Source organism: Paenibacillus sp. FSL H7-0442, assembly GCF_038593105.1.
GTDB classification, from domain to species: domain Bacteria; phylum Bacillota; class Bacilli; order Paenibacillales; family Paenibacillaceae; genus Paenibacillus; species Paenibacillus polymyxa_D.
In genome coordinates, this window is the sequence record NZ_CP151963.1 from 280,305 (window position 1) to 305,397 (window position 25,093).

Annotated in this window: 20 protein-coding genes; 10 read left to right on the forward strand and 10 right to left on the reverse strand. The window is 45.6% G+C overall.

Features of this window, described 5'->3' with window-relative positions:
- Window positions 1-107: 107 nt before the first annotated feature.
- The 6 genes from MHH57_RS01205 to MHH57_RS01230 all read right to left on the reverse strand — a co-directional run bounded on the left by MHH57_RS01205 (window position 108) and on the right by MHH57_RS01230 (window position 8,250).
- A complete protein-coding gene (locus MHH57_RS01205; protein ID WP_241081094.1) occupies window positions 108-1,208 on the reverse strand; it encodes a GerAB/ArcD/ProY family transporter in 1,101 nt (366 codons plus the stop codon).
- Window positions 1,209-1,225: 17 nt separating this feature from the next.
- Window positions 1,226-2,383 carry a Ger(x)C family spore germination protein gene (locus MHH57_RS01210; protein ID WP_342434723.1) on the reverse strand — a complete coding sequence of 386 codons (1,158 nt, stop codon included), beginning with the start codon at window positions 2,381-2,383 and terminating at the stop codon, window positions 1,226-1,228.
- Window positions 2,384-2,387: 4 nt separating this feature from the next.
- On the reverse strand, window positions 2,388-3,866 hold the full coding sequence (locus tag MHH57_RS01215) for a spore germination protein (RefSeq protein ID WP_029516902.1): 1,479 nt from the start codon (window positions 3,864-3,866) through the stop codon (window positions 2,388-2,390).
- A 248-nt stretch (window positions 3,867-4,114) separates the two neighbouring features.
- On the reverse strand, window positions 4,115-4,780 hold the full coding sequence (gene pgmB, locus MHH57_RS01220; RefSeq protein ID WP_165149292.1) for a beta-phosphoglucomutase: 666 nt from the start codon (window positions 4,778-4,780) through the stop codon (window positions 4,115-4,117).
- Between the two features lie 25 nt (window positions 4,781-4,805).
- Window positions 4,806-7,088: a glycoside hydrolase family 65 protein gene (locus MHH57_RS01225; RefSeq protein WP_342434724.1), complete on the reverse strand. Its 2,283-nt coding sequence runs from the start codon at window positions 7,086-7,088 to the stop codon at window positions 4,806-4,808.
- Window positions 7,089-7,242: 154 nt separating this feature from the next.
- Window positions 7,243-8,250: a LacI family DNA-binding transcriptional regulator gene (locus tag MHH57_RS01230; RefSeq protein ID WP_029516899.1), complete on the reverse strand. Its 1,008-nt coding sequence runs from the start codon at window positions 8,248-8,250 to the stop codon at window positions 7,243-7,245.
- A 242-nt stretch (window positions 8,251-8,492) separates the two neighbouring features.
- On the opposite strand from MHH57_RS01230, the gene MHH57_RS01235 reads away from it, so the two are divergent.
- Complete coding sequence (locus MHH57_RS01235; RefSeq protein ID WP_069010149.1) at window positions 8,493-10,157, forward strand: PTS transporter subunit IIBC; 1,665 nt, start codon at window positions 8,493-8,495, stop codon at window positions 10,155-10,157.
- A 5-nt stretch (window positions 10,158-10,162) separates the two neighbouring features.
- Window positions 10,163-10,984: an endonuclease/exonuclease/phosphatase family protein gene (locus MHH57_RS01240; protein ID WP_165149288.1), complete on the forward strand. Its 822-nt coding sequence runs from the start codon at window positions 10,163-10,165 to the stop codon at window positions 10,982-10,984.
- Between the two features lie 20 nt (window positions 10,985-11,004).
- Here MHH57_RS01240 and MHH57_RS01245 read toward each other — a convergent pair whose 3' ends face one another.
- Together MHH57_RS01245 and MHH57_RS01250 are read right to left on the reverse strand one after the other, a co-directional pair.
- Complete coding sequence (locus tag MHH57_RS01245; protein ID WP_342434725.1) at window positions 11,005-12,204, reverse strand: MFS transporter; 1,200 nt, start codon at window positions 12,202-12,204, stop codon at window positions 11,005-11,007.
- A 205-nt stretch (window positions 12,205-12,409) separates the two neighbouring features.
- Window positions 12,410-12,907: a DinB family protein gene (locus MHH57_RS01250; RefSeq protein ID WP_165149284.1), complete on the reverse strand. Its 498-nt coding sequence runs from the start codon at window positions 12,905-12,907 to the stop codon at window positions 12,410-12,412.
- A gap of 307 nt (window positions 12,908-13,214) precedes the next feature.
- Here MHH57_RS01250 and MHH57_RS01255 point away from each other — a divergent pair, with 307 nt between their 5' ends.
- Both MHH57_RS01255 and MHH57_RS01260 read left to right on the forward strand, forming a co-directional pair.
- The gene (locus tag MHH57_RS01255; protein ID WP_342434726.1) at window positions 13,215-14,714 is read left to right on the forward strand and encodes a monooxygenase; all 1,500 of its coding nucleotides are present in this window, start codon (window positions 13,215-13,217) and stop codon (window positions 14,712-14,714) included.
- 103 nt (window positions 14,715-14,817) lie between these two features.
- Window positions 14,818-15,321: a MarR family transcriptional regulator gene (locus tag MHH57_RS01260; protein ID WP_049816963.1), complete on the forward strand. Its 504-nt coding sequence runs from the start codon at window positions 14,818-14,820 to the stop codon at window positions 15,319-15,321.
- Between the two features lie 81 nt (window positions 15,322-15,402).
- Here MHH57_RS01260 and MHH57_RS01265 read toward each other — a convergent pair whose 3' ends face one another.
- Both MHH57_RS01265 and MHH57_RS01270 read right to left on the reverse strand, forming a co-directional pair.
- Window positions 15,403-16,332 (reverse strand): response regulator, encoded by a 930-nt coding sequence (locus tag MHH57_RS01265; protein ID WP_013308322.1) that lies wholly within the window; start codon window positions 16,330-16,332, stop codon window positions 15,403-15,405.
- 5 nt (window positions 16,333-16,337) lie between these two features.
- Window positions 16,338-17,642, reverse strand: coding sequence for a sensor histidine kinase (locus MHH57_RS01270; RefSeq protein WP_029516894.1), 1,305 nt, complete (start codon window positions 17,640-17,642; stop codon window positions 16,338-16,340).
- Window positions 17,643-17,854: 212 nt separating this feature from the next.
- Between MHH57_RS01270 and MHH57_RS01275 the strand changes: the two genes are divergently transcribed.
- The 6 genes from MHH57_RS01275 to MHH57_RS01300 all read left to right on the forward strand — a co-directional run bounded on the left by MHH57_RS01275 (window position 17,855) and on the right by MHH57_RS01300 (window position 25,022).
- Entirely contained in the window at window positions 17,855-19,108 is a 1,254-nt protein-coding gene (locus tag MHH57_RS01275) for a cation:dicarboxylase symporter family transporter (protein ID WP_069010145.1), read from the forward strand.
- A 258-nt stretch (window positions 19,109-19,366) separates the two neighbouring features.
- Window positions 19,367-20,878 carry a PAS domain-containing protein gene (locus MHH57_RS01280; protein WP_029516892.1) on the forward strand — a complete coding sequence of 504 codons (1,512 nt, stop codon included), beginning with the start codon at window positions 19,367-19,369 and terminating at the stop codon, window positions 20,876-20,878.
- 131 nt (window positions 20,879-21,009) lie between these two features.
- Window positions 21,010-21,372, forward strand: coding sequence for a DUF1304 domain-containing protein (locus MHH57_RS01285; RefSeq protein ID WP_029516891.1), 363 nt, complete (start codon window positions 21,010-21,012; stop codon window positions 21,370-21,372).
- 157 nt (window positions 21,373-21,529) lie between these two features.
- Window positions 21,530-23,149 (forward strand): ABC transporter substrate-binding protein, encoded by a 1,620-nt coding sequence (locus MHH57_RS01290; protein ID WP_342434727.1) that lies wholly within the window; start codon window positions 21,530-21,532, stop codon window positions 23,147-23,149.
- A 72-nt stretch (window positions 23,150-23,221) separates the two neighbouring features.
- Window positions 23,222-24,172 carry an ABC transporter permease gene (locus MHH57_RS01295; protein WP_342434728.1) on the forward strand — a complete coding sequence of 317 codons (951 nt, stop codon included), beginning with the start codon at window positions 23,222-23,224 and terminating at the stop codon, window positions 24,170-24,172.
- Between the two features lie 4 nt (window positions 24,173-24,176).
- Window positions 24,177-25,022, forward strand: coding sequence for an ABC transporter permease (locus MHH57_RS01300; protein WP_029516888.1), 846 nt, complete (start codon window positions 24,177-24,179; stop codon window positions 25,020-25,022).
- Window positions 25,023-25,093 lie beyond the last annotated feature (71 nt).

The window sequence follows — 25,093 nt, forward strand, 5'->3', positions numbered from 1 at the left end:
GGAGCAGTTGGAAAATTCCGAAGAATAACCATCGGGTAAAAAGTAAAAATCCCCTTACGCTATAGCATAAGGGGATTGATTCATTGGCAAGAGCGGGGAGGCATTCTCTATTGTTTCCCATCCGGATTCTCTGTTCGATGGAAGACCATAGAGATAACAAGAAGCACCAAGGGTACTACTGCGCATACAGCAATTCCAAAATAACCTATTATTTTATCGAAGTTGCCTATCTCAACAAAATTTTGGGGATACATGCTCAGGCAAAATAATATAATTAACGGGAGATAACAGATATACCCGTTCCACTTTTGGGTGAGCTGGCTGATCCCCGTTACAATATAGAAATAATAGTTTGAGGCGGTCATGAAAATTTTGATCGTCCACAAAATGATAAATAATATTTCAAATCGTTCCAGGAACGCGCCGGGGAATTCAATTTGCTGTGCAAAAGAAACGACTGGCCATTGCAGTCGGGAAACTTCCTCAACTGACATACAGCCGACGACCATCGTTACCATTAAAATATACAAACCCATTGCAATCGAGTAGCCGATTGACCCAGCCTTCCATGCTTTTTGGGGGTGGGTCATCACATTAGTTAATATAAGGATGGATTCAAAACCCAATGTAGAGAAAGGTATAACTTTAAGTGATTCAAAGATCGGTCGCCATCCTTTATGGAAAACAGGGCGCAAATTATCAAGATTGAAATGGTTGACATTAAGAACGACCAACAATAAAAAAACAATAAGGGTTAAAGGGAAAAAAAGTTCGATCAATCGAACCATTGCATGGAGACCGCCCCAGGTCAAATACCCAATAAGCAGAAGAAACGGTAAGAGAATCATACTTATTGGGGTTCTCTCCAGTGCAAGACCTTTGAGGAATTCCGCCATCATTCTACATACAAAAGAGCATATCATCGTGCAATGTACAATAAATGCAATATTGATGAGCAGGCCGATGAATTTACCCGCGATCACAGGATTGAGCTCATAGAACGTCTTCCCTGGAAATCTCCGGCACAGTTTAAAATGGATAAAAACGATGCCTACCCCAAGCAGACTTGCCAGCAAAAGTCCCTGCCACACGTCGGGCGTTTGTGTCTTTTCCGCGATGGTTCTTGGCAAACTGACAATTCCCACAGCGTACACGGTCGAAGTGACTGTAAGTAAGGCTTGAAGGGTAGAGATTTTTTCCTGTTTCATGGAAGGTATGTTGGACATTACTCTTCCTCTCCTTTTGTATAAGCACCTGTTCGTTTAATCTGTACTTCAGCCTGAACATCGATTGGTATTTGACTGAATGTATTTTGCCAATTTTCCTTTACCCGATCCCAGTAAGCGGGATAGTTCACTTTTACTTTTGTGCCAAAACCGACTACATCTGCTCTCATTTCTTTCTGAAGTGTGTTTAGCGATTGGGATATGGTCTGTTTGATTTCATCTTGCGCTGCTTCTTTGGCGGTTCGGATGAATGATTCCTTCAGGAAGTCCACAGAAGTAACCGAGTTTTCGTTTAGCTTGATATCTGTTTTGATACGAACTGTGAATGAGAGATCCTGTCCATTAAGGTGGGGAATAAGTTTACTATGGGCATCCTCAACTTCAAAGACCATGTGTTGTTTCGTCTTTGGGTCCTCAACTTTAATAATGGAACCCTTCGTTTTTCCCAGCATCCAGTTGATCCCGATAACATCCTCTTCGTCCAGCCAATAAGCAAATTTCTTCGTTTTGCCGCTGACCAGAGCTGCTCCTGAGAAGTGATTGCCGTCATTGCCTTCTAGGCATTGAATGAGGAAGTCAGCTCCTTGTGAGATATGTGTAGACATTTCCCCTAATGTTATTCTATAAGGTATTTTTGAGTTGAAATCACTATTTTTGGCCAATGCTTCAAGGTCAATGGAAGGTATCTCTTTATGTTTGCCAATCTTATTGAGCGCTTCTTTCGCATTGCCTTTTACGATCATAACAAGTGATTTTCGACTCGGTTTATAGGAGCGAGTAAACGTATCTAACAATTGGTCGATTCTTGTTTTTTGTATAGCTTGGTCACTAATCAAAATTAAGCGAATAAAACTATATAAAGGAGCACGGGATACCTGCTTGGCCTGTTCCCTGGAAGCAGACTGGATTGAATCTTTGTTAAAGGTTGTTACGTTGCTATACATATTTTTTCTGGATTTCTGCGCTATTAAGTGCTGGTAGGTAAGTTCCAGCATATCCTGCTGATCCGTATCAATGGCGACGCCTTGAATAATACTCAAGTTATCGATCTCTCTGCTATCCCAACAACCGGTGAGGAGAGCAGCACATGCGATCCATGCAGCAAAGCATTTTTGCGCCCATAGGGTTCGACGAAACAGAAAGATGTAAGAGAGCATAGGTTTACTTCCTTTTTCTGTTAGATTGTATTTCGTCCTGTGTCTTTAGCATCATAGGGCGTTTTTTGAGATATTTAAAAGGAACCCGAACCAAAGTATCTTGTTGATCTCTTAGCCGAATTGGGGCTAGGGGTGACATGTAAGGAACTCCAAAGCTTTTGATCTGGACCATGTGTACGCCTAAACAAATAAAGGCTAAAATTACTCCATACAGCCCATAAATCCCTGCGATCATCATAATGGGGAAACGAAGAAGCCGGATTCCAATACTGCCGCTGTACTGCGGGCTTGCAAAGGACGCAATGGCAGTAAGACCAACGACAATAATCAGAAAAGCACTTACGATCGCCGCCTCGACAGCGGCTTGTCCAATCACAAGACCGCCTACAATCCCGATGACTTGTCCTATGCCTTTAGGTAGCCGTAGACTTGCCTCGCGCAGTATTTCCAATGCTAACTCCATAATTAGAGCTTCCACAAAAACGGGAAAAGGAATCCCTTCCCTTGAGGCAACGATAGACATCACTAGCTCAGGTGGGATTAATCCAGGATGAAAAGAAATAAGTGCAACGTACAGCGAAGGCAGGAATGTTGCAATGAACAGAGCCGTTAAACGAAGCATGCGGAAAAATGTTCCTAAAGGAAAACGCTCGTAATAATCCTCTGGGGATTGAGCCAGCATCCAGAAGGTCATGGGAGCAATCAGGACAAAAGGAGTGCCATCAAGCATAATGACAACTCTTCCGGACATTAAAGCATTTATAGCTTTATCCGAGCGTTCAGAGGCTTGGATCTGTGGGAACGGAGACCATGAATGTTCCTCAATCCATTGCTCAATAATCCCGGTATCGGAAGCATCGTCCACATCAATCGTTTCGACTCTCCGTTTAACTTCCTGAACTAGCTCCGGATTTGCGATATCTGATATGTACAGGATCGCTAACTTCCGTGAGGATCTCCTTCCTATGGTCATTTTATCTATTTTGAAACTTAGATCTTTGATATGCCGCCTTACCATTGCCAGGTTGCTTTGCAAATCTTCAATAAAACCTTCTCTCGGTCCTCTAACCAAAGTTTCAGTGCTTGGTTCATCGACACTTCGCGACGGAAACTGGCCCGTAGACGCAAAAAAGACTTCATCGGTTCCTTCGATCAGCAGACAGGTATTTCCCGATAACACTTCGTGTACACACGTCTCAAGGTCTGTCTCTTCTTCCATATCGATCGTAAATGCTGTCTGCTGTATCAGCTCCTCCTTTATTTTCTCGGGATTAACTTGGGAGTGACTTTCACGAATTCCAGTTAAAATGAGCGGCTTGACGATTTGTTCGTTAATGATGCTCGTATCCGCAATACCAGAGAGATAGATCATAATTACATGAATTCCCGTTTGACCCACATTCATTTTCTTGAAGACGACATCAGGAAGATGACCCAGGGTCTTTTGTAGATGGTCCAATTTCGCCTCGAGTGATCTTGCCATGACTCGTCCTCCTTCAAAAGCTTAAATCACGATATACATGTAATATGTGTAAAATGGTGATATATATTCATGGAATGGTAATCTAACGTGTTCGACGATGGGGGAGCTGAAGAAGCGAGAGACAGAGGGAGTTTTTTGAGTATATGTAAACAAAAACGAACACCAGTGGTGTCCGTCGTTGGTCATACATATGAGGTGAGGGTGCTTTATCCCCGTGATAACGCCATATAAACTACTCCGAGTGGAGGTCACTTTTTGAACTCGTAGAAATGTGCCTCCAACATGCTCAGAGAAAGCTCGGCAGTCGTGGCTACCACGATATCCGCACCTTGCATTTGCGAAGGTGTCCCTACACCGACCGCAAACATCCCGGCGCCCTTGATCGCCTGTATGCCAGCCTGTGCGTCCTCTATACCGATACAATCGGCAGGCTGAACGCCCAGATTTGCAGCTCCGGTGAGGAAAATTTCCGGGTCAGGTTTGCCATGCCGAATGGCGGTAACATCCACCACACTGTCAAAATAGTACGCTAGCTCCAGTCGCTCCAGGATAAACGCTGCATTTTTACTTGCAGAGGCCAGAGCGATGCCGATTCGGGCTTCACGAAGTTCTGTCAGAAGCGCTTTAATGCCTGGAAGAATGTCCGAGGGAGTTACAGCTGAGATGAGCCGCTGATACTCCGTATTTTTCCGTGTGGCTAGTTCTTGCTTGCCTTCTTCTGAAAACGTATCGGACAGGTTACCGCGCGCCAGTATTTTGTCGAGCGATTCCGTACGGCTGATTCCTTTTAACTGTTCATTGAATTCCCGATCAAAAGGGATGCTGAGCGCTGCCGCCAAGCTGGCCCATGCCTGAAAATGATATTCGGCGGTATCTGTAATGACTCCGTCCAAGTCGAAAATGACTGCCTTCATTTGCTTTCCCCCCTGTCTGCCCGATTTATGAAATGCTGTTTGTCATTAACGTCTGCCCACTGGTAATGTGCGTTGGCTGTCCATACAGCTCCAGCGTCAGCGGTTCTCCGTCCAACAGGGTTATGTTCACTTCATTTTCCTGTACGAGAATACTTAGCAAGCGACCGCGATAGTTGATTTTAAACGTATATTTGGTCCAGTCTTGAGGCAAGAAGGGGGAGAAGCTTAATGTTTCATTATAGGTTCTCATCCCGGCAAATCCCTGTACAATCGCCAGCCAGCTTCCCGTCATGGAAGTGATATGAAGGCCGTCTTCGGTATCGTTATTATAGTTATCCAGATCCAGACGGGCCGTCCGCTTATACATCTCGACTGCCTTTTCCTCCATTTTGAGTTCGGCGGCCAGCACGGCGTGTATAGAAGGAGACAGACTGGATTCATGAACAGTCATGGGCTCGTAAAATGCAAAATTGCGCGCTTTTTCCTCCAGTGTGAACTGGTCTCCAAAGAAATACAGTCCTTGCAGCACATCTGCCTGCTTAATGAAGCATGAACGCAGGATTTTATCCCATGACCATTTCTGGTTTAGTGGAAGGTTGCTGGGATCAAGGGCGGATACAGGCTGCAAATCCTTATCCATAAAGGTATCGTGTTGTACGAAGACTTCCCGCTCCTCATCATAGGGATAATACATGTGAGTGACGATATCCTGCCAATGTGCAAGCTCATCAGCCGTAACTGCCAGGCGCTGCGCTTTCTCAGTCGAAATTTGAGGCAAGACCGATAATGTATATTTCAAAACCCATGCAGCCAGCGTGTTGGTATACCAGTTGTTATTGACGTTATTTTCGTATTCGTTTGGCCCGGTAACCCCGTGAATCATATACTGCTGCTGACTTTTGGAAAAATGAACCCGGTCGGCCCAGAAGCGGCTAATTTCGACCAGTACATCTACGCCGTAGTCATGCAGATAGGTCAAGTCACCCGTATAGTTGGTGTAATTGTAAATGGCATAGGCAATGGCACCGTTACGATGAATTTCCTCGAAGGTAATTTCCCATTCGTTATGGCATTCCACACCCGTAAAAGTGACCATAGGGTACAGTGCACCCCGAAGTCCTTGCTGGGTCGCGTTATGCTTGGCACCCTCAAGTTGTTGGTAGCGGTACAGCAGCAGATTTCGGGTTACATCCGGGTCTGCGAGCGCCAGGTACATAGGTACGGCATATGCCTCTGTGTCCCAATAGGTAGCACCGCCATATTTTTCACCTGTAAAACCCTTGGGACCAATGTTCAGACGGGCATCTTCACCGTAGTACGTAGAGAACAACTGGAAAATGTTAAAGCGTATTCCCTGTTGGGCCTCCGTATCGCCCTCTATTTCTACATCTGCTTTGTCCCAACGTCGGGCCCAAGCTGTGACATGCTCCTGTTTAAGAGAAGTGTAGCCTTTGTTCACAGCTTCTACGGCGATGCGTTCAGCTTGTGGAATCAGTGCGTCCTTTTCCATATCCCGTGAAGTGGTAACAGCCACAAATTTTTGCAGCTGGATACTGTCGCCCGGAGCGACGCTGTATTGATAGTGGCGAGCAGCATACAAAAAGCCCTCTTCCGTCGTCTGCTGATCCTGTCCCTCGGTCACAATACCCATGGTAGCGTTTACGGTAAAGCGCGGAATACCGAAGGGATTATCTATAGTTGTTGTGGACAGGCTGATGAATTGTTCCTGAACCTCTCGGGCCTCCTCCAGCCAAAAAACCTCATCATAGTTCGTGTCTTCATTCTTCGTATTGCCGTCCAAATAGGGGACAAGCTCTATAGTTAGAGGTTGCTCACTTATATTCGTTGCTTGGTAATCAATCAGGCATAGCTCACGAGTGGTGATGCTCAGAAAACGCTCCGTAGTGATACGAACCTGATCGTTCACGGTGCAGGTGCGTCGCAGGATCCCCTGTTTCATGTCCAACTCCTGCACAAAATCGCTGATGTGTGCCGTAAATAAGTCTACTTCCTCTTGGTTTACGATCAGATTGATGCCGATGAAGTTCATGGCATTGATGACCTTACCAAAATACTCAGGATAGCCGTTTTTCCACCAGCCGACCTTTGTTTTGTCGGGGAACCATACACCGGAGATATAAGTTCCCTGATGATGATCCCCTGAATACGTTTCTTCGAAATTGCCGCGCATGCCCATATAACCGTTGCCTATGGACGTTAAGCTTTCCTGTAATCGCATGTGTGTGCTATGTAGAGCGTGTGTTGTCAGCTTCCAACTATCTACGTCAAATAATCGGTTGTAAACCATGAGTGCGTACCCCTCTCGGAAAATGAGATCGTTGTTTTAACGAGACCAATATATGAGCGAGTTCAGTATATAGTGCAACCGTTTGCCCTGTCAACGCAAAAAAACTGATTTTATGGATATCCACAAAATCAGTTCTTGTTCATTTCTTAGAGATTCATAGTACCTGGCTGGATTTGCGCTCCACGATTCGGTGGGGCACAATGATGTGTTTGGTCAGTTCCTTGGGGTCTTCGATTTTTTCAATCAGGCTTTTGGCAGCCTGATAACCCAGAGTAAAGATATCAATATCCACGGATGTAAGAGGAGGATTCATCAGCTCAGCCAGCATTAGATTATTGAAGCTCACCATGGATAACTGCTCTGGCATGGACACGCCTAACTGGGCAAGCATTTTCTGTACGGCCATGGCTACAAGGTCGTCGCTAACGATCATCGCAGTAGGCGGCGGGGTAGCCTGCAATAACGCGCGCATGTCCTCCAGATTAAAGGGTTCTCTGACCACGTATTCCTTCGGTAGAGGCAAGCCAACCTCTCGTAGCGCATCTTGGTAGCCTCGGAGTCTTTCAAGATTCACGATGTGTTCCTGATCACCGCCAACATAAGCAATGCGCTGATGATTCAGCCCAGTCAAATAAGTGACCACATCCTTGGCAGCCTGGTAGTTGTCGTTGTCTACATGGGTGGTTTCGCTGACAAACTGTTGAGGCTTGCCGATTACGGTATAGGGAATTTTTTCTTTGTGAAGATACTCCACGATGCTATCCTTTTGCTTGGAGTACAGGACAATGTAGCCGTCAACGCGTCCGGTCCGGGTCATCAGCTTTACGCGGGATAGCAATTCATCATTCGTTTTGCCTGTGACAATCGACAGTGTATAGTTGTGCTCGTTCACCCATTCGCTGATCCCGCGAAGACTTTCCGGAAAGAAAGGATTTTGAAAGATCGCCACATCCGATTCAGGCATAATAATGCCTATCGACTGTGTGACTCGGTTAGCCAGACTCTGAGCTGAATAGTTGGGTTCATAGCCAAGCGCCTTCATTTCTTTACGGACACGTAACTTGGTAGCTTCGCTGATTTTGGGGCTGTCTTGAATGACGCGGGATACGGTGGAGGTAGCAACATTAGCACGTTTTGCGACATCTTTGATGGTTACTGCCATCGTCTTCGTCTCCTTTTGCTATCTCAAGCAGGAAATATTATGTTCTATCATACGATATTGCTCGAAAATCAACAAATTCGCGGTTTTTTCGAGTGTTTCTATCATTATTAACCAAGATATTTACAATTAGGGTATTGCTAATAGAAAGCGATATCATTATAATAATTGTGCAACCGATTGCATAATATTTTTTGAGTACTACCCATGCTATACATACTATAAGGGATGGAGACTGAACGAGCATGAAAAAACTTCTATCATTTGATTTTTGGCAAAAGCTTGGGAAGGCACTGCTTGTGGTTGTTGCTGTTATGCCGGCGGCCGGGATTATGATTTCGCTTGGTAAAGTAGTGGCGATGTTGGCTGGCGATATTCATTTCTGGTTGACCGTCGGCGGGGTCATGGAGAATTTGGGTTGGGGTATTATCAATAACTTACACATTCTATTTGCGGTAGCGATAGGTGGTTCCTGGGCTAAGGAACGGGCGGGCGGGGCTTTTGCGGCTTTAATTGCCTTTGTTCTCATCAATATTTCAACAGGGACGATTTTGGGCGTATCATCGAAGATGTTAACCCAGGAGGGAGCAACCACCCATACACTCTTCGGTGCATCGATTCCGGTCAGTGGTTATTTCACCTCTGTCTTAGGAGCACCCGCACTCAACATGGGCGTGTTTGTCGGTATCATCTCCGGATTCGTCGGGGCGGTGGTATTTAACAAGTACTATAATTACCGCAAGCTGCCGGACGCTTTAGCCTTTTTTAACGGTAAACGTTTTGTTCCTTTTGTCGTGATTTTATGGTCTGTCATCGTAAGTTTGATCATGTCTGCCGTCTGGCCATTTGTCCAGGGGGGGATTAATCAGTTCGGCATTTGGTTGGCGACTTCGGGAGAATCGGCTCCTTTTGTAGCACCATTTGTCTATGGTACACTGGAAAGACTGCTGATTCCTTTTGGACTTCATCATATGCTGACCGTTCCTATTAACTATACTCAACTTGGAGGCGTTTACACAACGCTTACAGGTTCCGGGGCAGGAAGTGTCGTTGCCGGGCAAGACCCGCTGTGGCTGGCTTGGGCAAGTGACCTGAGTGCGCTTCGTGGTACCGATCCGACAGCCTACAATAGCTTGTTGGAAGGCGTGACGCCTGCCCGCTTCAAGGTAGGACAAATGATTGGTGGAGCAGGTATCCTTATGGGACTAGCGGTGGCTATGTATCGCCGTGTAGACAAAGACAAACGCGGCAAGTACAAGTCGATGATCTTTTCGGCAGCCGCAGCTGTTTTTTTAACAGGGGTAACGGAGCCACTGGAATTCATGTTTATGTTCGTGGCGCCTGTGCTGTATGTGGTTTATGCTATTCTTACCGGTATTGCGTTCGGAATGGCCGACATCATACATTTGCGTTTACATTCATTTGGTATGATTGAACTGCTGACCCGAATGCCGTTGTCTATAAATGCGGGGTTGGTGCAGGATATTATTAACTTCGTGCTGACTTGCGTGGTGTTTGCGGTAGCAACCTACTTTATCGCTTATTTTATGATCGGTAAATTCCAAATGGCTACGCCGGGAAGACTGGGGAACTATACGGATGAGGAGCCCCAAGGGACTTCCGAGGCAGGGAGTACGAAGACAGAGGGTGTGGCAGCTACTTCCACTCAAAATCAACTGGCTACGGATATCATCAAGACACTTGGGGGTGAGCAGAACATTGTCGAGGTGGACGCTTGCATGACCCGTCTGCGTGTGACGGTGAAGGATACAGATGCCGTTGGGGACGAAAAAACGTGGAAAGCGCTGGGTGCCTTGGGCTTGATAAAAGTAGATAATGGGGTGCAGGCGGTTTACGGACCGAAGGCTGATGTGCTTAAATCAGATATACAAGACATACTCAACAGGTGATTACTTTGAAGTTGTTAACCTTAAATGCACATGCTTGGATGGAAGAAAACCAGCACGATAAGCTAAAGCAACTGGCTGCTTTTATTGATGAACAGCAGTTTGATGTCATTGCTTTACAGGAAGTGAACCAGTCTATGGAAGAGGCTCCTTTGTCAGCGGACGATTTGGGCACTTACCATAGCGCAGATCCTGAAGTTGTCATTAAGCGTGATAACTATGCTTATGTGCTGAACGGGCTATTGTCTGATAGCTATCATTGGACGTGGGCTCCCGCGCATGTTGGTTTTGCCAAATACGACGAGGGGTTGGCGATTCTGTCGAAAACACCGATTACAGCTACGGTGAACGAATATATTTCCTCGCTACAGGATTATGACAACTACCGCTCACGTAAAATTGTCGGTATTCAAACTGAGGTGGACGGAGTGCAGGCTTGGTTTGTAAGTGGACATTTTAACTGGTGGAATGATGAAGAATCCTTCCGTGGACTATGGGATCGTACAACCAAAGTGCTAAATTCTTTTGCTTCGACGCTTGTGTTTATGATGGGTGATTTCAACAACGCGGCTGAAGTGCGCGGAGAAGGGTATGACTATGTACTGCAATCCGGCTGGTCGGACACCTATCCGATTGCAGCAGTACGTGATGATGGCCACACGGTGATTAAAGCTATTGCTGGCTGGGAAAGTAATGCGGAGCCGCTCCGCATTGACTTTATCTTCTCCAACAAGGCTGCACAGGTACAATCCTCAACCGTTGTACTGAACGGAAAAACAGGACCAGTTGTATCGGATCATTTTGGGGTTGCAGTTGAGTTGGAGCTGTGATGAAAAAGGAGGCCATTTGCTTATGCAATTGGCCTTTTTCTTATAGATTTCGACTTGAATCGAATGACATATTGGATAACCATAGCAATCAACACCAAAATCAAATTGTAGTAAAAGGGAGTGTTGATGCTAAATCGTTCCATGAGTGCCCCTGCGATGATCGGAGACACAATGGCCCCCAATTCGGACAAAGATACGACATTGCCAATAAATGAGCTTCTATTCTCCTCAGGAATAACGTCCCCTAGTTGTGAGTAAAAGGAATCCAGATAGCTGGCTCCTCCTACACCTCCGATGAACATCCCTAAGTATACGATCCACGGTTCTGTGAACCGAAGAAATAAGATGATTTCCACCATGATCAACAATAGACCGAGGATACAAAGCATTAGGCGATCCTTAAGTAGATCAGATATTTTGCCAATAAAGGGCGCTGAGATGAAGGTCGATATGCCGATAATTGTAAAAGCTAAGCTAATTTCTGCGGGGCTCCAATGGAGCTTGTAGGTTGCATATATGGAGAAGTATGTTAAAAATATAGCGAATGCACTCATTTCAAGAAAATGAACGGTAGAATAGACAAGTAACTGTTTCGTTAACATGGTTTTTCCTTTGGGTTCTAGATGGGGCGAATGCTGTTCTTGTGGCTTTAAGGGAGAACGGAGGAAAGTCATTCTTGAAACGGCAACGAAGGATATACATGAGAAAATAGCAACGAAATAAAACGGAATGGATAAAGAAAAATAAGAAACAATAGCTCCACTCATAAGAGGCCCCAAAATCATACCGGCGCCTTCACTGCTGCTGATATATCCATTGAGCGTACCTCGATTCTCTAGGGTGCTCATATGGTTGATCGTGACTCTTACAAAGACGGTTAGCCCTATAGCTACCAAGCCCTGAAGGAGTCTCAGTATGGATAGAATGATGAAACTTGTTGCAATTGGAAACAGGAGCATACAAGCGATTTCAGCAATAAGCAAGCTCAACCCCAAGCATTTTGCGCCAATCTTTTCATAAATTCGTCCTGCCAAGCCTCCACCAAGAAATCTCCCCACATAAAACAGAGAAAATAAAATGCTCATGCCGAGTACGGATATCCCGAATTGCTCTACATAAATAGCAAAGAGTGGAAGGATCATACTTCCACTCATGTTAGCAATAAGGCTGATCACGATCATACAGGCGATATTACGATTTAAGTATAAGTGTCTCACCATAACCTCGAAACCTCTCTTTGATCTTGCATCATGGGAACCGTTATTCGGATTGCACTTGATTACGGATGAACGGCTTCAAGTCGAGTTAGCGGGTTCCCATATAGGCTACGCGAGCGAGTTCCTCGCGGTGCCTAAATCCCAATGCAATGATGGAGGTATGAAGCGGCGGATGGAAGGAATCTTGATTAGAGCGGTGGTGTTGCCTTTAAGCTGGAAAGCCGCCTCCTGGTGGTGGCCAAGCTCCATAGATCCGGCGTAGCAGTACGATTTCACCCAAATGATATGAATTGTGGGAAGCGATATTCCGCAGCAGTCCTGCTTTCGTTTCACCTGGGAAATGAGCTAGTGAATCATCCAGTTGCGCGGTTTCGGCAATCTGCACAGCTTGATCTACGCCCTGTAAAAATTCGTTAATGACAGCCTGCCATGCCTCTTCGCTTTGCGGTCCAGTCTCTTCGGGCCAGCTTTCCATGACATTGCCCGGAAGCTGGGGCTTCCGTCCTTCCAAATGCTCCAGCATAAACTGCTGCCAGTAAATCATATGCTTCAGCAGTTGATAAATGCTGTAAGGCATTTCTGCATGTTTCTTCCCTGCTAGCTCGACGTCAATGTCTGGTAAAGCCCGAGCTACTCGAATATGTCCACGTTCCCCGACCAGTGATTTAACCAGCGCTTGACCGAATAATTGATTGGCATCTGACATGTATGATCATCCCTTCTATGGAGAGTTTGTTCTAGCTTAGTCTCATTTGACGATTATACAATTATATTTCATGAAATGGAAATGAATGCATGATTTAAAGTAAAGGATAGAAATCTTTTTAATAAAGTGGTTGATAATTGTTCTCAATTAAATTACAATAATATTGTTTCAATAGAAACAATAAACGACAGCTGTATATGTTGTTTAATATATACGGAAATGTTAAGGGGAGCTTTCCGTATGTATATATTGTTTCTTGTGAAACAATTAGGTGGTGGAAATAAAGATTTTAGATAGGGGTGTGAACATGGATTACGAGGTGATTGTAGTAGGCGGCGGACCTGTTGGAATGTGGTTAGCTGCTGAGTTGGCATTAGCAAGCGTAAGCGTATGTGTAATTGAACGTTTAGAGAAGCCAAGTGGCCAGTCGCGTGCGCTTACGCTACATCCACGGACGCTTGAGATGTTTGATATGCGTGGATTGAAGGAGCGCTTTATGAAGCGCGGCAGACCTATACGTACGGGTCACTTTACAATGCTGAATACCCGCTTGGATTTTTCTGTGCTTGATAGTTCTTCTAATTATACGTTGTTTATTCCACAGGTGATTACAGAGCAAGTGATCGAGGAGCATGCGCTCAAGCTGGGAGCTGTCGTCCATCGTGGCATGGAAGTGGTATCTGTGCGAGAGCACGAGCAGGGCGTAGAGGTGGTGAGTGTATGCGCATCTGGACCACAAGCCAATGTATCGGTAATGAATGCTGCTTATGTCGTAGGAGCGGATGGGGCTGGGAGTATCGTGCGTAAACAAGCCGGGATTGCTTTTCCGGGCACGGATACGACTCTGACCGCTGTATTGGCGGATGTAGAGTTAGTCAATCCGCCTGAAAGTGGCGTACATTCCGAATATAGTGAACGAGGTGGGGTGATGATTGCCCCCGTGTATCCAGATATTTATCGGGTTATTTTGACTACACCGCGAATGATGGAGATTCCGAAGGACGAACCTGTGACGCTGGAAGAAGTGCAGACAGGACTGTATGATCTGCTCGGTACAGATCTTGGCGTATCCAATCCTCGCTGGTTATCTCGATTCGGAAATGCAACGCGGCAGGCGCAGACCTATCGTAAAGGGAGAATCCTGCTAGCAGGTGATGCTGCGCATATCCACTTCCCAGCAGGTGGACAGGGAATGAATGTTGGCTTGCAAGAGGCGGTAAATCTGGGATGGAAGCTGGCCGGAATGATTCGTGGCTGGGCTCCAGACACGCTGCTGAGTAGCTATCATGACGAACGTTATCCGGTTAATACGCAGTTCTTACGGAATACCGAGGTTCAGACCCGTTTATTGGACTTTACGCCTGCTGTATTGGCACACCGCCAATTGCATGAGGAATGGTTCCGCCATCCGGAAATTAATCAATCTATGGCAGAGCAGATTAGTGCACTGGATGTATGTTATCCAGCGGCTAGCAATATACCGCAGCATCCACTGAACGGGAAACGGTTTGCTGATTTTGAATTGCATTTGCCTGACGGAATGACAACGTATGCTTACGATCTTCTTCATGAAGGCCGCTTTGTACTTCTCCATCTTGCACAGGATAATGAGGTATCGAATGAGTTTCACCATAGCTCACTTTCACATATTTCATATGTGGAGGCCGTAGCCGAGGAAGTGCCCGTGGGATGGAGAGATGTGCATACGGTTCTCATCCGTCCGGATGGGTATATCGCTTGGGCCATTTCTATGAAACAAACGGATATATTGAGTGTGATTAAGGAAGGCATTGCCACATTGGTATAAAGGGGAAAGGGTATGTTCATAACATGACCATATTGTTTCTTGTGAAACAAATGTGGGCTATAATGAAAGGAGGAGTATGCCAAAGGAGTGACTACTTGTTCGTATGGAAAAGGCGACATCGGTTCAGCATGTCTATGATTTGCTTATTAAGATGAATCATCAGTGGGAGCAGCATCAGCAAAGAGAGAGCATGACCTTTCTCGAAGAAATCCGCGAGCACTTTGATGGAATGACTTCGCTCAATATGACGGATGTACACGTTATGGATTGTATCGGGCAGCATGAGCCGATCAATGTTACAACCTTAGCGCAACGAATGGAGCTGAGCAAAGGTACCGTTTCGAAAGTCAGCACCAAGCTGCTCAAGGAAGGCTGGATTCGCAGAACCCAGCTGAACGACAACAAAAAAGAAATTTATTTTCGGCTAACCCCGTTGGGAAAAAAACTCTTTCTTGTACATGAGCGACTGCATGCTGAGGTACAGCAACAGTTATTTCAATTTTTAAATCGTTACAGCTCAGAAGAACTGAATGTCTTGAAACGTCTGCTGTCCGATGGTGTAGATCTCTTGGAAGCTATGGAGTGGCAGGGAAAGAGTCTGGATTAAAGAGATATCTAATCATCAACGATGGGCACCTGTTTTATCTCCGAGTAATAGATACATGAGGAGATGCAGGTGCGTTTTCTCTTAATGCAATAGTCGTTTTGCTTCCATATAGAGCACCTGTACGAACTTTTTCGTATTAATGCGGGCTTGGGACAGTGAAGGCTCCACATTGTTTTGTAGCTCCAGCATTTTTTTGCGGATTTCTGTAAAGTCAAAAAATTTGGATGCATAATTTTCAAATTTAGGATGGGTATAGTCAGTCAACCCGAGCGATACTATATGGCTTAGCGTCTGGAAAATAGCGCGGCGGACACGCTGCTCCGATGCTTTGATTTCCTTACTCAGCTCTACTGCTGAGGCTGAAGCCCCTAACCGTTTGGATGCTACATTAGCAAATATATCCTTCAACGGCGGGAACAGATAGGGAGACAGATTGCCTGTTTCCTCCTCATACTGGTCCAGGAATTCCAGCATGTCCAACAAATCCATACTCCCAGCTTCGCCGATCATTCCCATCTCGGAGAGCAGAAACTGCCCGGAAGTTACGATGTTTCGGGTCGGTTCAATCGTTGCCGTTGGGTTATTCGATGTGAACATCGACAACCCTTGAAGCGTCCGCTGGATATCCGTAATCGACTGCTGCATGCGCAGACGCTCAGCCACCTTATGAATAACTGCAATAATCTCCAGTCGATTCAAAGGCTTGGCCACATAATATTCAATACCGAGCGAGTACGCCTCGCCGATCATGTTTTTGGATTCGATGCGAGAAATCATAATGATTTTGCCGCTGAATTGATCGCCGAGTGCACGCACGGTCTGAATGCCGTCACGAAGCGGCATCAGCAAGTCAATTAGCAATACATCAATCCGGTTCAGCTCCAGCAGGCCGCTATTCACATAGGAACCATCCTCCGCTTCCCCGATGACTTCCCCTAGACCTTCGTCTTCAATAATGTCTGCCAGCATAGAACGAATCCCTTGATCGTCATCCACAATATAAAAACGCATCCGGGCTATCTTCCTTTCTCCGTCAGTTTCCGTAAAGGCAATGTAATTCTAAAAGTGGTCTGTAATCTATCTGTATTCTCTTCCTCAATCTGTTGTAGTTCAATCGTTCCTTCAAGGCTCTCCGCGACCTCACGTACATAAAACAATCCCATACCGGTCGACGGTTGTCCTTCCTCATCATACTTGGTCGTATACCCTGGTGTGAAGACCATTTCCCGTTTCCGCTGAGGAATACCCGGACCGTTGTCGGTAACACTAAATGAAGCTATATCCTCTTTTCCCGGAAGACAGCGAATAGAAACGTCAATCCTTCCGTCGTCCCTCATGGCTTCAACCGCATTGGCTGTCAGGTTATTAATAAGTGTCAGAACGGTATAAACATGTAGCTTGGGCAACAAAGGATCGACATCTAGGGTAAAACGAATAGACTTGTCCAGTGATTGGGCGTACTTGCTGTTCGTTCGGATGATGAGCTCCCCAAGCTCTTGAGAAGCCATGTAATGCACTCCGCTTTCGGCATCAATCAGCTTGGACAAACCAGCAAAAATCCGCTGGCTGTCTTTTTTAATCTCGTGAACCTGTCCGGAAATACGAAGTGCCTGTCTGGCGTAATGTTCTCTATCCTTTAGAGATTCATCCTGTTGCAGTTCACGGTACAGCTCGTAGCTTTCACGAGTGATTTGTTCTGCATGTGACAGCGTTTTGCCTAACTGGACCGACTCCTCATACAAGTCTGATACAAGAAGTAAAATTCGCTCCGTCTGCTGTCTTTGTGCCTCTTCATGCTGGACCGATTGATTTAACCGAATCATATTATAAAACCCAAGCACGAAGAAGCTGCGGATCATAGCCATAAAAGCTACTTTACTGATCTTAATGATGTCCCAGAAATCGCCGTCAATACTCCACCGGACGCTAAGTTCCGACACACTTGCGGCAACCTCAATCCCTACAGAGAGGATACCCACACGGAGTGCGCGGTAAGGCTCAGCATTAATGTTAAGGAGCTGGAAGAGCAGACCGTAGACCATGTAATAAAAAAAGGTAGGGCCATGCAAGATCAGCAACTCTTCGAAGAGAAGACTGGACTGAGTGTAATGATTGAGTAAGATGCGAAAGGCGACTACCGCTATCCCTGCAAGCACTCCCGATAATGCAGGCGGAATATGACGAATAGATAACAGAAAGAAAAAAAATACAGGCGTACCAAAGCTGAGACGGAATGTATTAGCGAACGGGTGAATATTCAGCTCACCTGCGAGCGGTACAAATACAAGCATGAGCAGGAAAAGGAGCGTGTTCAACTTCATTCATATTCACCTCCTGGGTATTCAGTCAGAAAGGCAATGTGAGCTAAATTCACAGGCTCGTCGTTAAAGTTTGTGAATTTATAGAAAAAAATAAATGCAGCTGTAGATAATTGTCGGTTTTTATAGATCAGATTGTAGTATAAATAACATCATTTGAATATTAAGAACAGCATACTGCAAAAATATACAAATCAGCCAGGGGGGGACACGAAGTGAAAAAGATTAATTTGACGATGCAAATCTTTATCGGTCTGGCTTTAGGTATTATTATTGGTGCCTTATTTTACGGCAATTCAGGGGTGGAAGTCTACTTAAAGCCAATCGGCGATATTTTCATCCGCTTGATCAAGATGATTGTCGTGCCTATTGTGATCTCAACGCTCATTATCGGCGTTGCCGGCGTGGGCGATATGAAAAAACTAGGTAAACTTGGCGGAAAGTCCATTCTGTACTTTGAGATTGTAACGACAGTCGCCATCCTGTTCGGACTGCTTGTTGCCAACCTGGTTCGACCTGGTGACGGCGTGGACATGTCCCACCTGGCGAAGAGTGATATCCATTCCTATGTGGAGACTGCAGAGAAGTCAGGCCATAGCTTTATAGATACGATTGTGCATATTGTTCCTACCAATGTTATTCAAGCTCTGGGCGAGGGAGATATGCTCGCTATTATATTCTTCTCCGTACTGTTTGGACTAGGGGTAGCGGCGATTGGTGACAAGGGCAAGCCTGTGCTGAATTTCTTTGAAGGCGTAGCCGACGCCATGTTCTGGGTAACCAATCAGGTCATGCGCCTGGCTCCGTTCGGAGTATTTGCACTGATTGGAACGACAGTGGCCAAGTTTGGGTTGGCTTCATTATGGCCGTTATTGAAGCTTGTTTTGTCGGTGTACGGCTCCATGGCGCTGTTCATTGTGATTGTTTTCGGAATTATCGCCAAGCTGTGCGGTACCCGTCTCTGGACCATGATTAAAATTTTGAAAAGTGAGCTGTTGCTTGCATATTCGACGGCCAGTTCGGAAAGTGTTTTGCCTAAGATCATGGAGAAGATGGAGAAGTTCGGATGTCCTAAAGGAATTACGTCCTTTGTCATTCCGATTGGGTATTCTTTTAATCTGGACGGTTCCACCCTGTATCAGGCACTGGCTGCGATTTTCATTGCCCAAATGTATGGTATTGATCTGCCAATCACGACACAGATCACGCTGGTACTAGTATTAATTATTTCTTCCAAAGGTATTGCAGGTGTGCCGGGTGCTTCCTTTGTCGTTTTGCTCGCTACGCTTGGAGCAGTGAACCTCCCGCTGGAGGGTTTGGCTTTTATCGCTGGTATTGATCGCATTCTGGATATGGCGCGTACGGTAGTTAATGTATTAGGTAACTCGCTTGCCGCTGTGGTCATGTCCAAATGGGAAGGCCAATATGATAAAGAAAAGGGCGAGGAATACGTTGCTTCAATTAAATAAGATATAACGAACTGAATAGTTGACAGAAAGAGCACTTTTGCGCAGTAATGCAAAGGTGCCCTTTCTGTTTCCAGACTTGTTAGAATTCTTCCTTTTTCGACATTTTTCGATGTTTCCTGTATGGAATTATAGGTATATGGACATGAAAAATAAGTCTTAATGCCTATGTAATTAAAGATTTAATTATAATGATTCTTAATAAAATTCCGATATTAAATTATACCGTTTTATATATTGGCTTAGAAGGGAAGATCATATATGTTTCTCAAGAAAAATGAGTCTCAATCACTTGCTCCTTTAGTAGAAGAAAGCCGCAAACTTTCACAAAGAATACAGCAAAAAGATTACTCTGCTGCAATACAGGTTTCCTCAGCTTCTCCTGAGGTTCAAGAAATCGCAAACAATGTTAACCAAGCGATAGAGTCCATGAAAAATGATGCTCAACATGTTGATATCCGTTTGAAGCTTGTTACCAAGGCTATAGAGATTGGCTTATGGGACATGGAGGTCATTGCGGGTGATCCTGTCAATCCAAGTAATACGTTCACATGGTCAGAAGAATTCCGTTCTATGCTGGGGTATCAGAGCGAAAAGGACTTCCCTAATGTATTAGATAGCTGGTCATCTCGGCTGCATCCCGAAGATTATGACAGGTCTTTGGCAGAATTGTCTGATCATTTACTGGACTTTACGGGAAAGACCCCTTATGACGTACAGTATCGCTTGAGGCTGAAGCATGGAGAATATCGTTGGTTCCGGGCTACCGGAACGACGATCCGTGACCAGCAGGGAGTGCCGCTTCGGATTGCAGGCGCTCTGTTGGATGTGCACGATCAGAAGATTAAGTCTGAGGAGCTTCAGGCATTGGTTACAAGATACGATCTCATTAATCGTGTTTTGGTGGAGGCTCCTTACGATGTAAACATTATTGGAGGAGACATTGAGAATCCGGATAGTATATTTTGGTGGTCACCGCAATTCCGGGCTACGCTGGGCTTTAAGGATGAGCAAGATTTCCCAAGCAAGCTTAGCAGTTGGGCTTCAATTCTGTATCCTGAGGACGCCGAAATGGCGATTAAAGTTTTGAATGATCATTTAAATGATTATACAGGGCGCACACCTTATGAAATGGAATGTCGTTTGGTGCGTAAGAATGGTGAGCATCGCTGGTATTATTGCAGTGGAAAAACATTGCGCGATAGCAAGGGAGTGCCTATTCGGATTGCGGGTACCATTCGTGACATTACAATAGAAAAGGAAAAGCAGGCTATTGCGGATGAACTCACGCTCAAGATCCAGCATCTCTCCGATTCCATTACGGAAATGGTGAATGGTGTTAATTCGGTTAGTAACCAAGCGCAGGAGCTGGCTACGGCTCAGGAGCAATCGACAGACGCAGCGAATCAAGCCAAAGTCAGTGCAGAAGAGACACAAAACATTTCCAACTTCATTAAAGAGATTGCAAATCAAACGAATCTGCTGGGTCTGAATGCTGCCATTGAGGCATCGCGTGCGGGCGAGCAGGGGCGGGGTTTTGCGGTAGTCGCAGATGAAGTGAGAAAACTCGCTATTCACAGTGCTGATGCGACCGGAAATATCGAGACCAGTCTGGACGAAATGAAGACACTCATCGAGCGGATTTTGCACAATATCGGGAACATGTCTACGCTGACACAGACACAAGCCGCCCTAACTCAGCAAGTGAATGCATCTACGGACGAGATCAACAGCATGTCCAAAGCTTTGTTGGATTTCGCGAGAACGATGTAAGGCTTCATGTAGAAATGAGGCCGGGCCTAAGGTTCGGTCTCTTTACTGTTTTTGGAAGATGAACTATACTTTTTGAGGATCGATCTAAAAATCACCTTATAGTAACTTTATGTGGAAAAGAGGAACATACCTTGAGCTTACTTAGTTCAATATTGGTCGGAATTGTAGCTCTGGAACATGTGTACATTCTAATATTGGAAATGTTTCTGTGGACGACTCCGCGGGCGATGCGTACGTTCGGGACCTCGAAGGAGCTGGCGGAAGCAAGCAAATCCCTGGCAGCAAATCAGGGGCTGTATAACGGATTTCTGGCAGCTGGATTGGTGTGGGGCTTGTTCTATCCGGAACCTGTAATCGGGCGGCAAATCCAATTATTCTTTGTCATTTGTGTGGTAGTGGCTGCGGTATATGGTGCATTAACTGCCAACAAGTCTATTTTATTAAAGCAAGGTCTGCCTGCCATCCTGGCACTAATCAGTTTGTGGATATTCTGAAGACACTCTTAACGGGTGTCTTTTTTCTAGATTCAATCACATAATGTCTGGAATGCTAATGACAAGGGGAATAAACAGTTTTTGACCGATTGTAAATCCGACTATTCCGATTTATAATAAATTTATTACATACTAAGAGGACACGGGGGCTAGAGCGATGCGTCGTAATTTGACTGGTGTATTGGTATTCATTGTATTGATGTTGGTTGTAAGTGCATGCTCCGGCGGGAATTCTGGATCTACGTCTGAGACAAATGGGAATACACCCGGTACAGCTACCACAACAGCTGATAACGGACAGCCAAAAGACGGCGGCAGCCTGATCATTGGCGTACAAGCTGATCCAGTGGTGCTGAATCCGAACTATGCGGGTGATCGGGTAAGTCTGACGATAGACCAGGCGATATTCGCACCATTGTTTCAGGTGAACAATGGCAAAAAGACATTTTATTTAGCAGACAGTCTGACTCCTTCAGCAGACAAGCTGACTTATACACTAAAACTGAAAAAAGGTCTGACTTGGCATGATGGCGAGAAGCTGACAGCTGACGATGTTGTTTTCACCATTAACAAAATTTTGGATGAGAAGCAGCACAGCTTTTTGAGAAGTAATTTTATGGTTAATGGCAAACCGGTTCAGGCGAGCAAGGTTGATGATACAACGGTGGATTTCAAGCTTCCTCAGCCAGCTCCTGCTTTTGAGGCAGCACTGGTACAGGTATCCCCGATTCCGAAGCACATTTTCGAGAATGAAGCGGATATTGAGAAAAGTACAAAAAACAACTCTCCGGTTGGATCAGGTCCTTTCAAATTTAAAGAGTACAAAACCGGTGAGTACGTTACACTCGAACGGTTCGATAACTATGTTGGCGGAAAGCCGCATCTGGATTCAGTAACATACCGGATTGTTAAAGATTCAAATGCTGCGAATTTGGCCCTTCAAAATGGTGAGATCAATGTAAACTATCTCGATCCGCAAAATGTGGAGACCATTAAAGCAACAGATAAGTTTGACATTTTCCCTTACAGCGAAGGTCGCTTGGCTTATCTGATGTTTAATGAAAACAGTGATACGAAGCAGCTGAACAAAAAAGAAGTGCGTCAGGCGCTTTCTTATGCATTGAATCAGGATGAGTTGATTCAAGTTTCCTATGGCTCCAAGGATTATGCAGACACTGCAAAATCTGCTCTGACACAGGACGTACTGTATCACACGAACGACGTTGCATTTTTTAATAATGATGTGAACAAAGCAAAAGAGCTGCTGAAATCGGCTGGAGCTGAAGGACTGAAACTGCGCATTATCATTCCGGGCGGTAACAAGGTACAGGAAGCACAAGCACTCTATATCCAGCAGAAGTTAAAGGACATAGGCGTTCAGCTGGACGTGAACAGCATGGATTCATCGGCATGGTCGCAAAAGTTCGTCGATACGAGTGCCAAGGACTTTGATCTGGCGATCAGCGGCTACATCATGGGGTATGACCCTGACGCGTATCGTATTTTGTATAGCACCGGATCGTCCTCCAACTATTCGCATTATTCAAATAAAGAAGTGGATAAACTGCTGGAAGAGGGCGCGGGTGAGTCGGATACGAATAAACGTGGAGAAATTTATAAAAAGGTACAAGAGCTGCTGGCTGAGGATGCTGTCATCTATCCGATTGCTTACACCAAGACTATTGTAGCCTTCGACAAGCAGTATGGCGGTATTGATCAGGCTGTGCTGAAGCCGGTCGTGATTTTCGAGGATTTGTCCAAAATTTATCACAAATAAGACAGGGTTTTCAAAAATAAGCTGGGCTAACCAGCTTATTTTTTTCGAAAACAGCAAGGGGAAGGGAAACGTATGAGACAACTCATCGCCAGAAGGTTGCTGCAAGTTATACCGATGCTATTTTTTGTGTCCATCGTCTGCTTCGGCTTGATCAAGCTGGCCCCAGGTGATCCGGTTCTCTCTTTTGTTACACCGAATATGCATCTGGAAGACATTGAACGAATGAGGCATAGCTTGGGGCTGGACCAGCCGGCATACGTGCAGTACATATTATGGCTTAAAAAGAGTCTAACGGGTGATCTCGGCTACTCGCTAATTAATCACCAGCCCGTGCTGGATCAGATTCTCGACCGTCTCCCGGCTACAGCCGGGTTAATGGGCGCATCCATCATACTGGCTGTGCTGGTTGCCATCCCACTTGGTTTGACGGCTGCGGCGAATCGGAATCGCTGGATCGACAAGCTCATTAATCTGATGTCGTACATCGGGATTTCTGTTCCGCTGTTTTGGCTCGGTATTTTACTTATTTATTTGTTTGCGATTTATCTGCATTGGCTTCCGAGTACTGGGATGCGTACCATCGGTACGGACTCGGTGCTGGATGTGATCAAGCATGGGATTTTACCATGTTTTGTACTGGCCTTCGGTTTTCTGTCTGTGTATGTGAGGTACATCCGTTCCAGCACAATTACGCAGCTCAAGGAAGAGTACGTGCAGATTCAATACGCGTTCGGGTCTGGAAAAAGACTAGTTTTGTTTCGACATGTGCTCAAGCATGTGCTGCTGCCCATCATTACGCTGCTCGGAATGTCGGTTGCGGACTTGGTGGCTGGAGCCATTGTGACGGAGACGGTATTTTCCTGGCCGGGCATTGGCTCGCTGGGCATGACGTCGGTAAAAGGGATGGATTATCCTGTCATCATGGGGATTACTTTATTTTCCGCCCTGCTGCTGATCCTGGGTAATCTGCTTGCGGATATCTTGTACAGCATTGCGGACCCGAGAATTAAATCAACGAGGTGAATTCATGAATCGGAGCAAATGGCGCAACATCGGGATCGAGCTGATGACGAGCAAAATGGGCGCCGTCGCCCTCATACTATTGATCGTATTCTCGCTGGGGGCGATTTTCGCATTTTTATCGCCGCAGGACCCGAATAAATTGAATGTGCTGGAGCGTCTCCAACCACCGGGAGCGGCACACTGGTTTGGAACGGATGATTATGGGCGGGACTATTTTACAAGAGCACTGTACGGCGGACGTGTATCATTGCTGGTAGGCTTCGCGTCCATGATTATTGCGACCAGTATTGGTGCAGTGGTAGGTATTGTGAGCGGGTATATTGGAGGATGGATCGACAATCTGCTTATGCGGGTTTTGGAGCTGATCATGTCGATTCCGTCTTTCTTGGTTATTTTGCTGCTAAGTGTGTTTTTGAAGCCGGGCGTCGGCAATATCATTGTCATTATCGCCTTGCTCATGTGGATGAACATTGCCCGGGTGGTGCGGGCAGAGACAATGACGTTGCGTGAACGGGAGTATGTACTATACGCCAAAGCCTCGGGACAAAGTACGTTTGGTATTATTATGAAGCACATTGTACCGAATCTGATTCCGGTAATTATCGTAGGGGCGACGAACAATATCGCTTCAGCGATTATGATGGAATCGTCACTGAGCTTTCTCGGCTTTGGTGTTCAACTGCCGAACGCTACGTGGGGCAGTATGCTGAATAATGCCCAAGGATATATTGCACAGGCCCCATATATGGCATTATTCCCGGGTTTGCTTATTTTACTGACTGTGTTGAGCTTTAATGTTTTGGGAGATGTGCTGCGTGTAGGCTTTGAACCCAAATTAGTAAAACGATGATTTATAGTTTCATAGATTCATAGTACAGGCCCATTACAAATGGCTCCAGGAGCGACAGGAAGGAGCGAAAA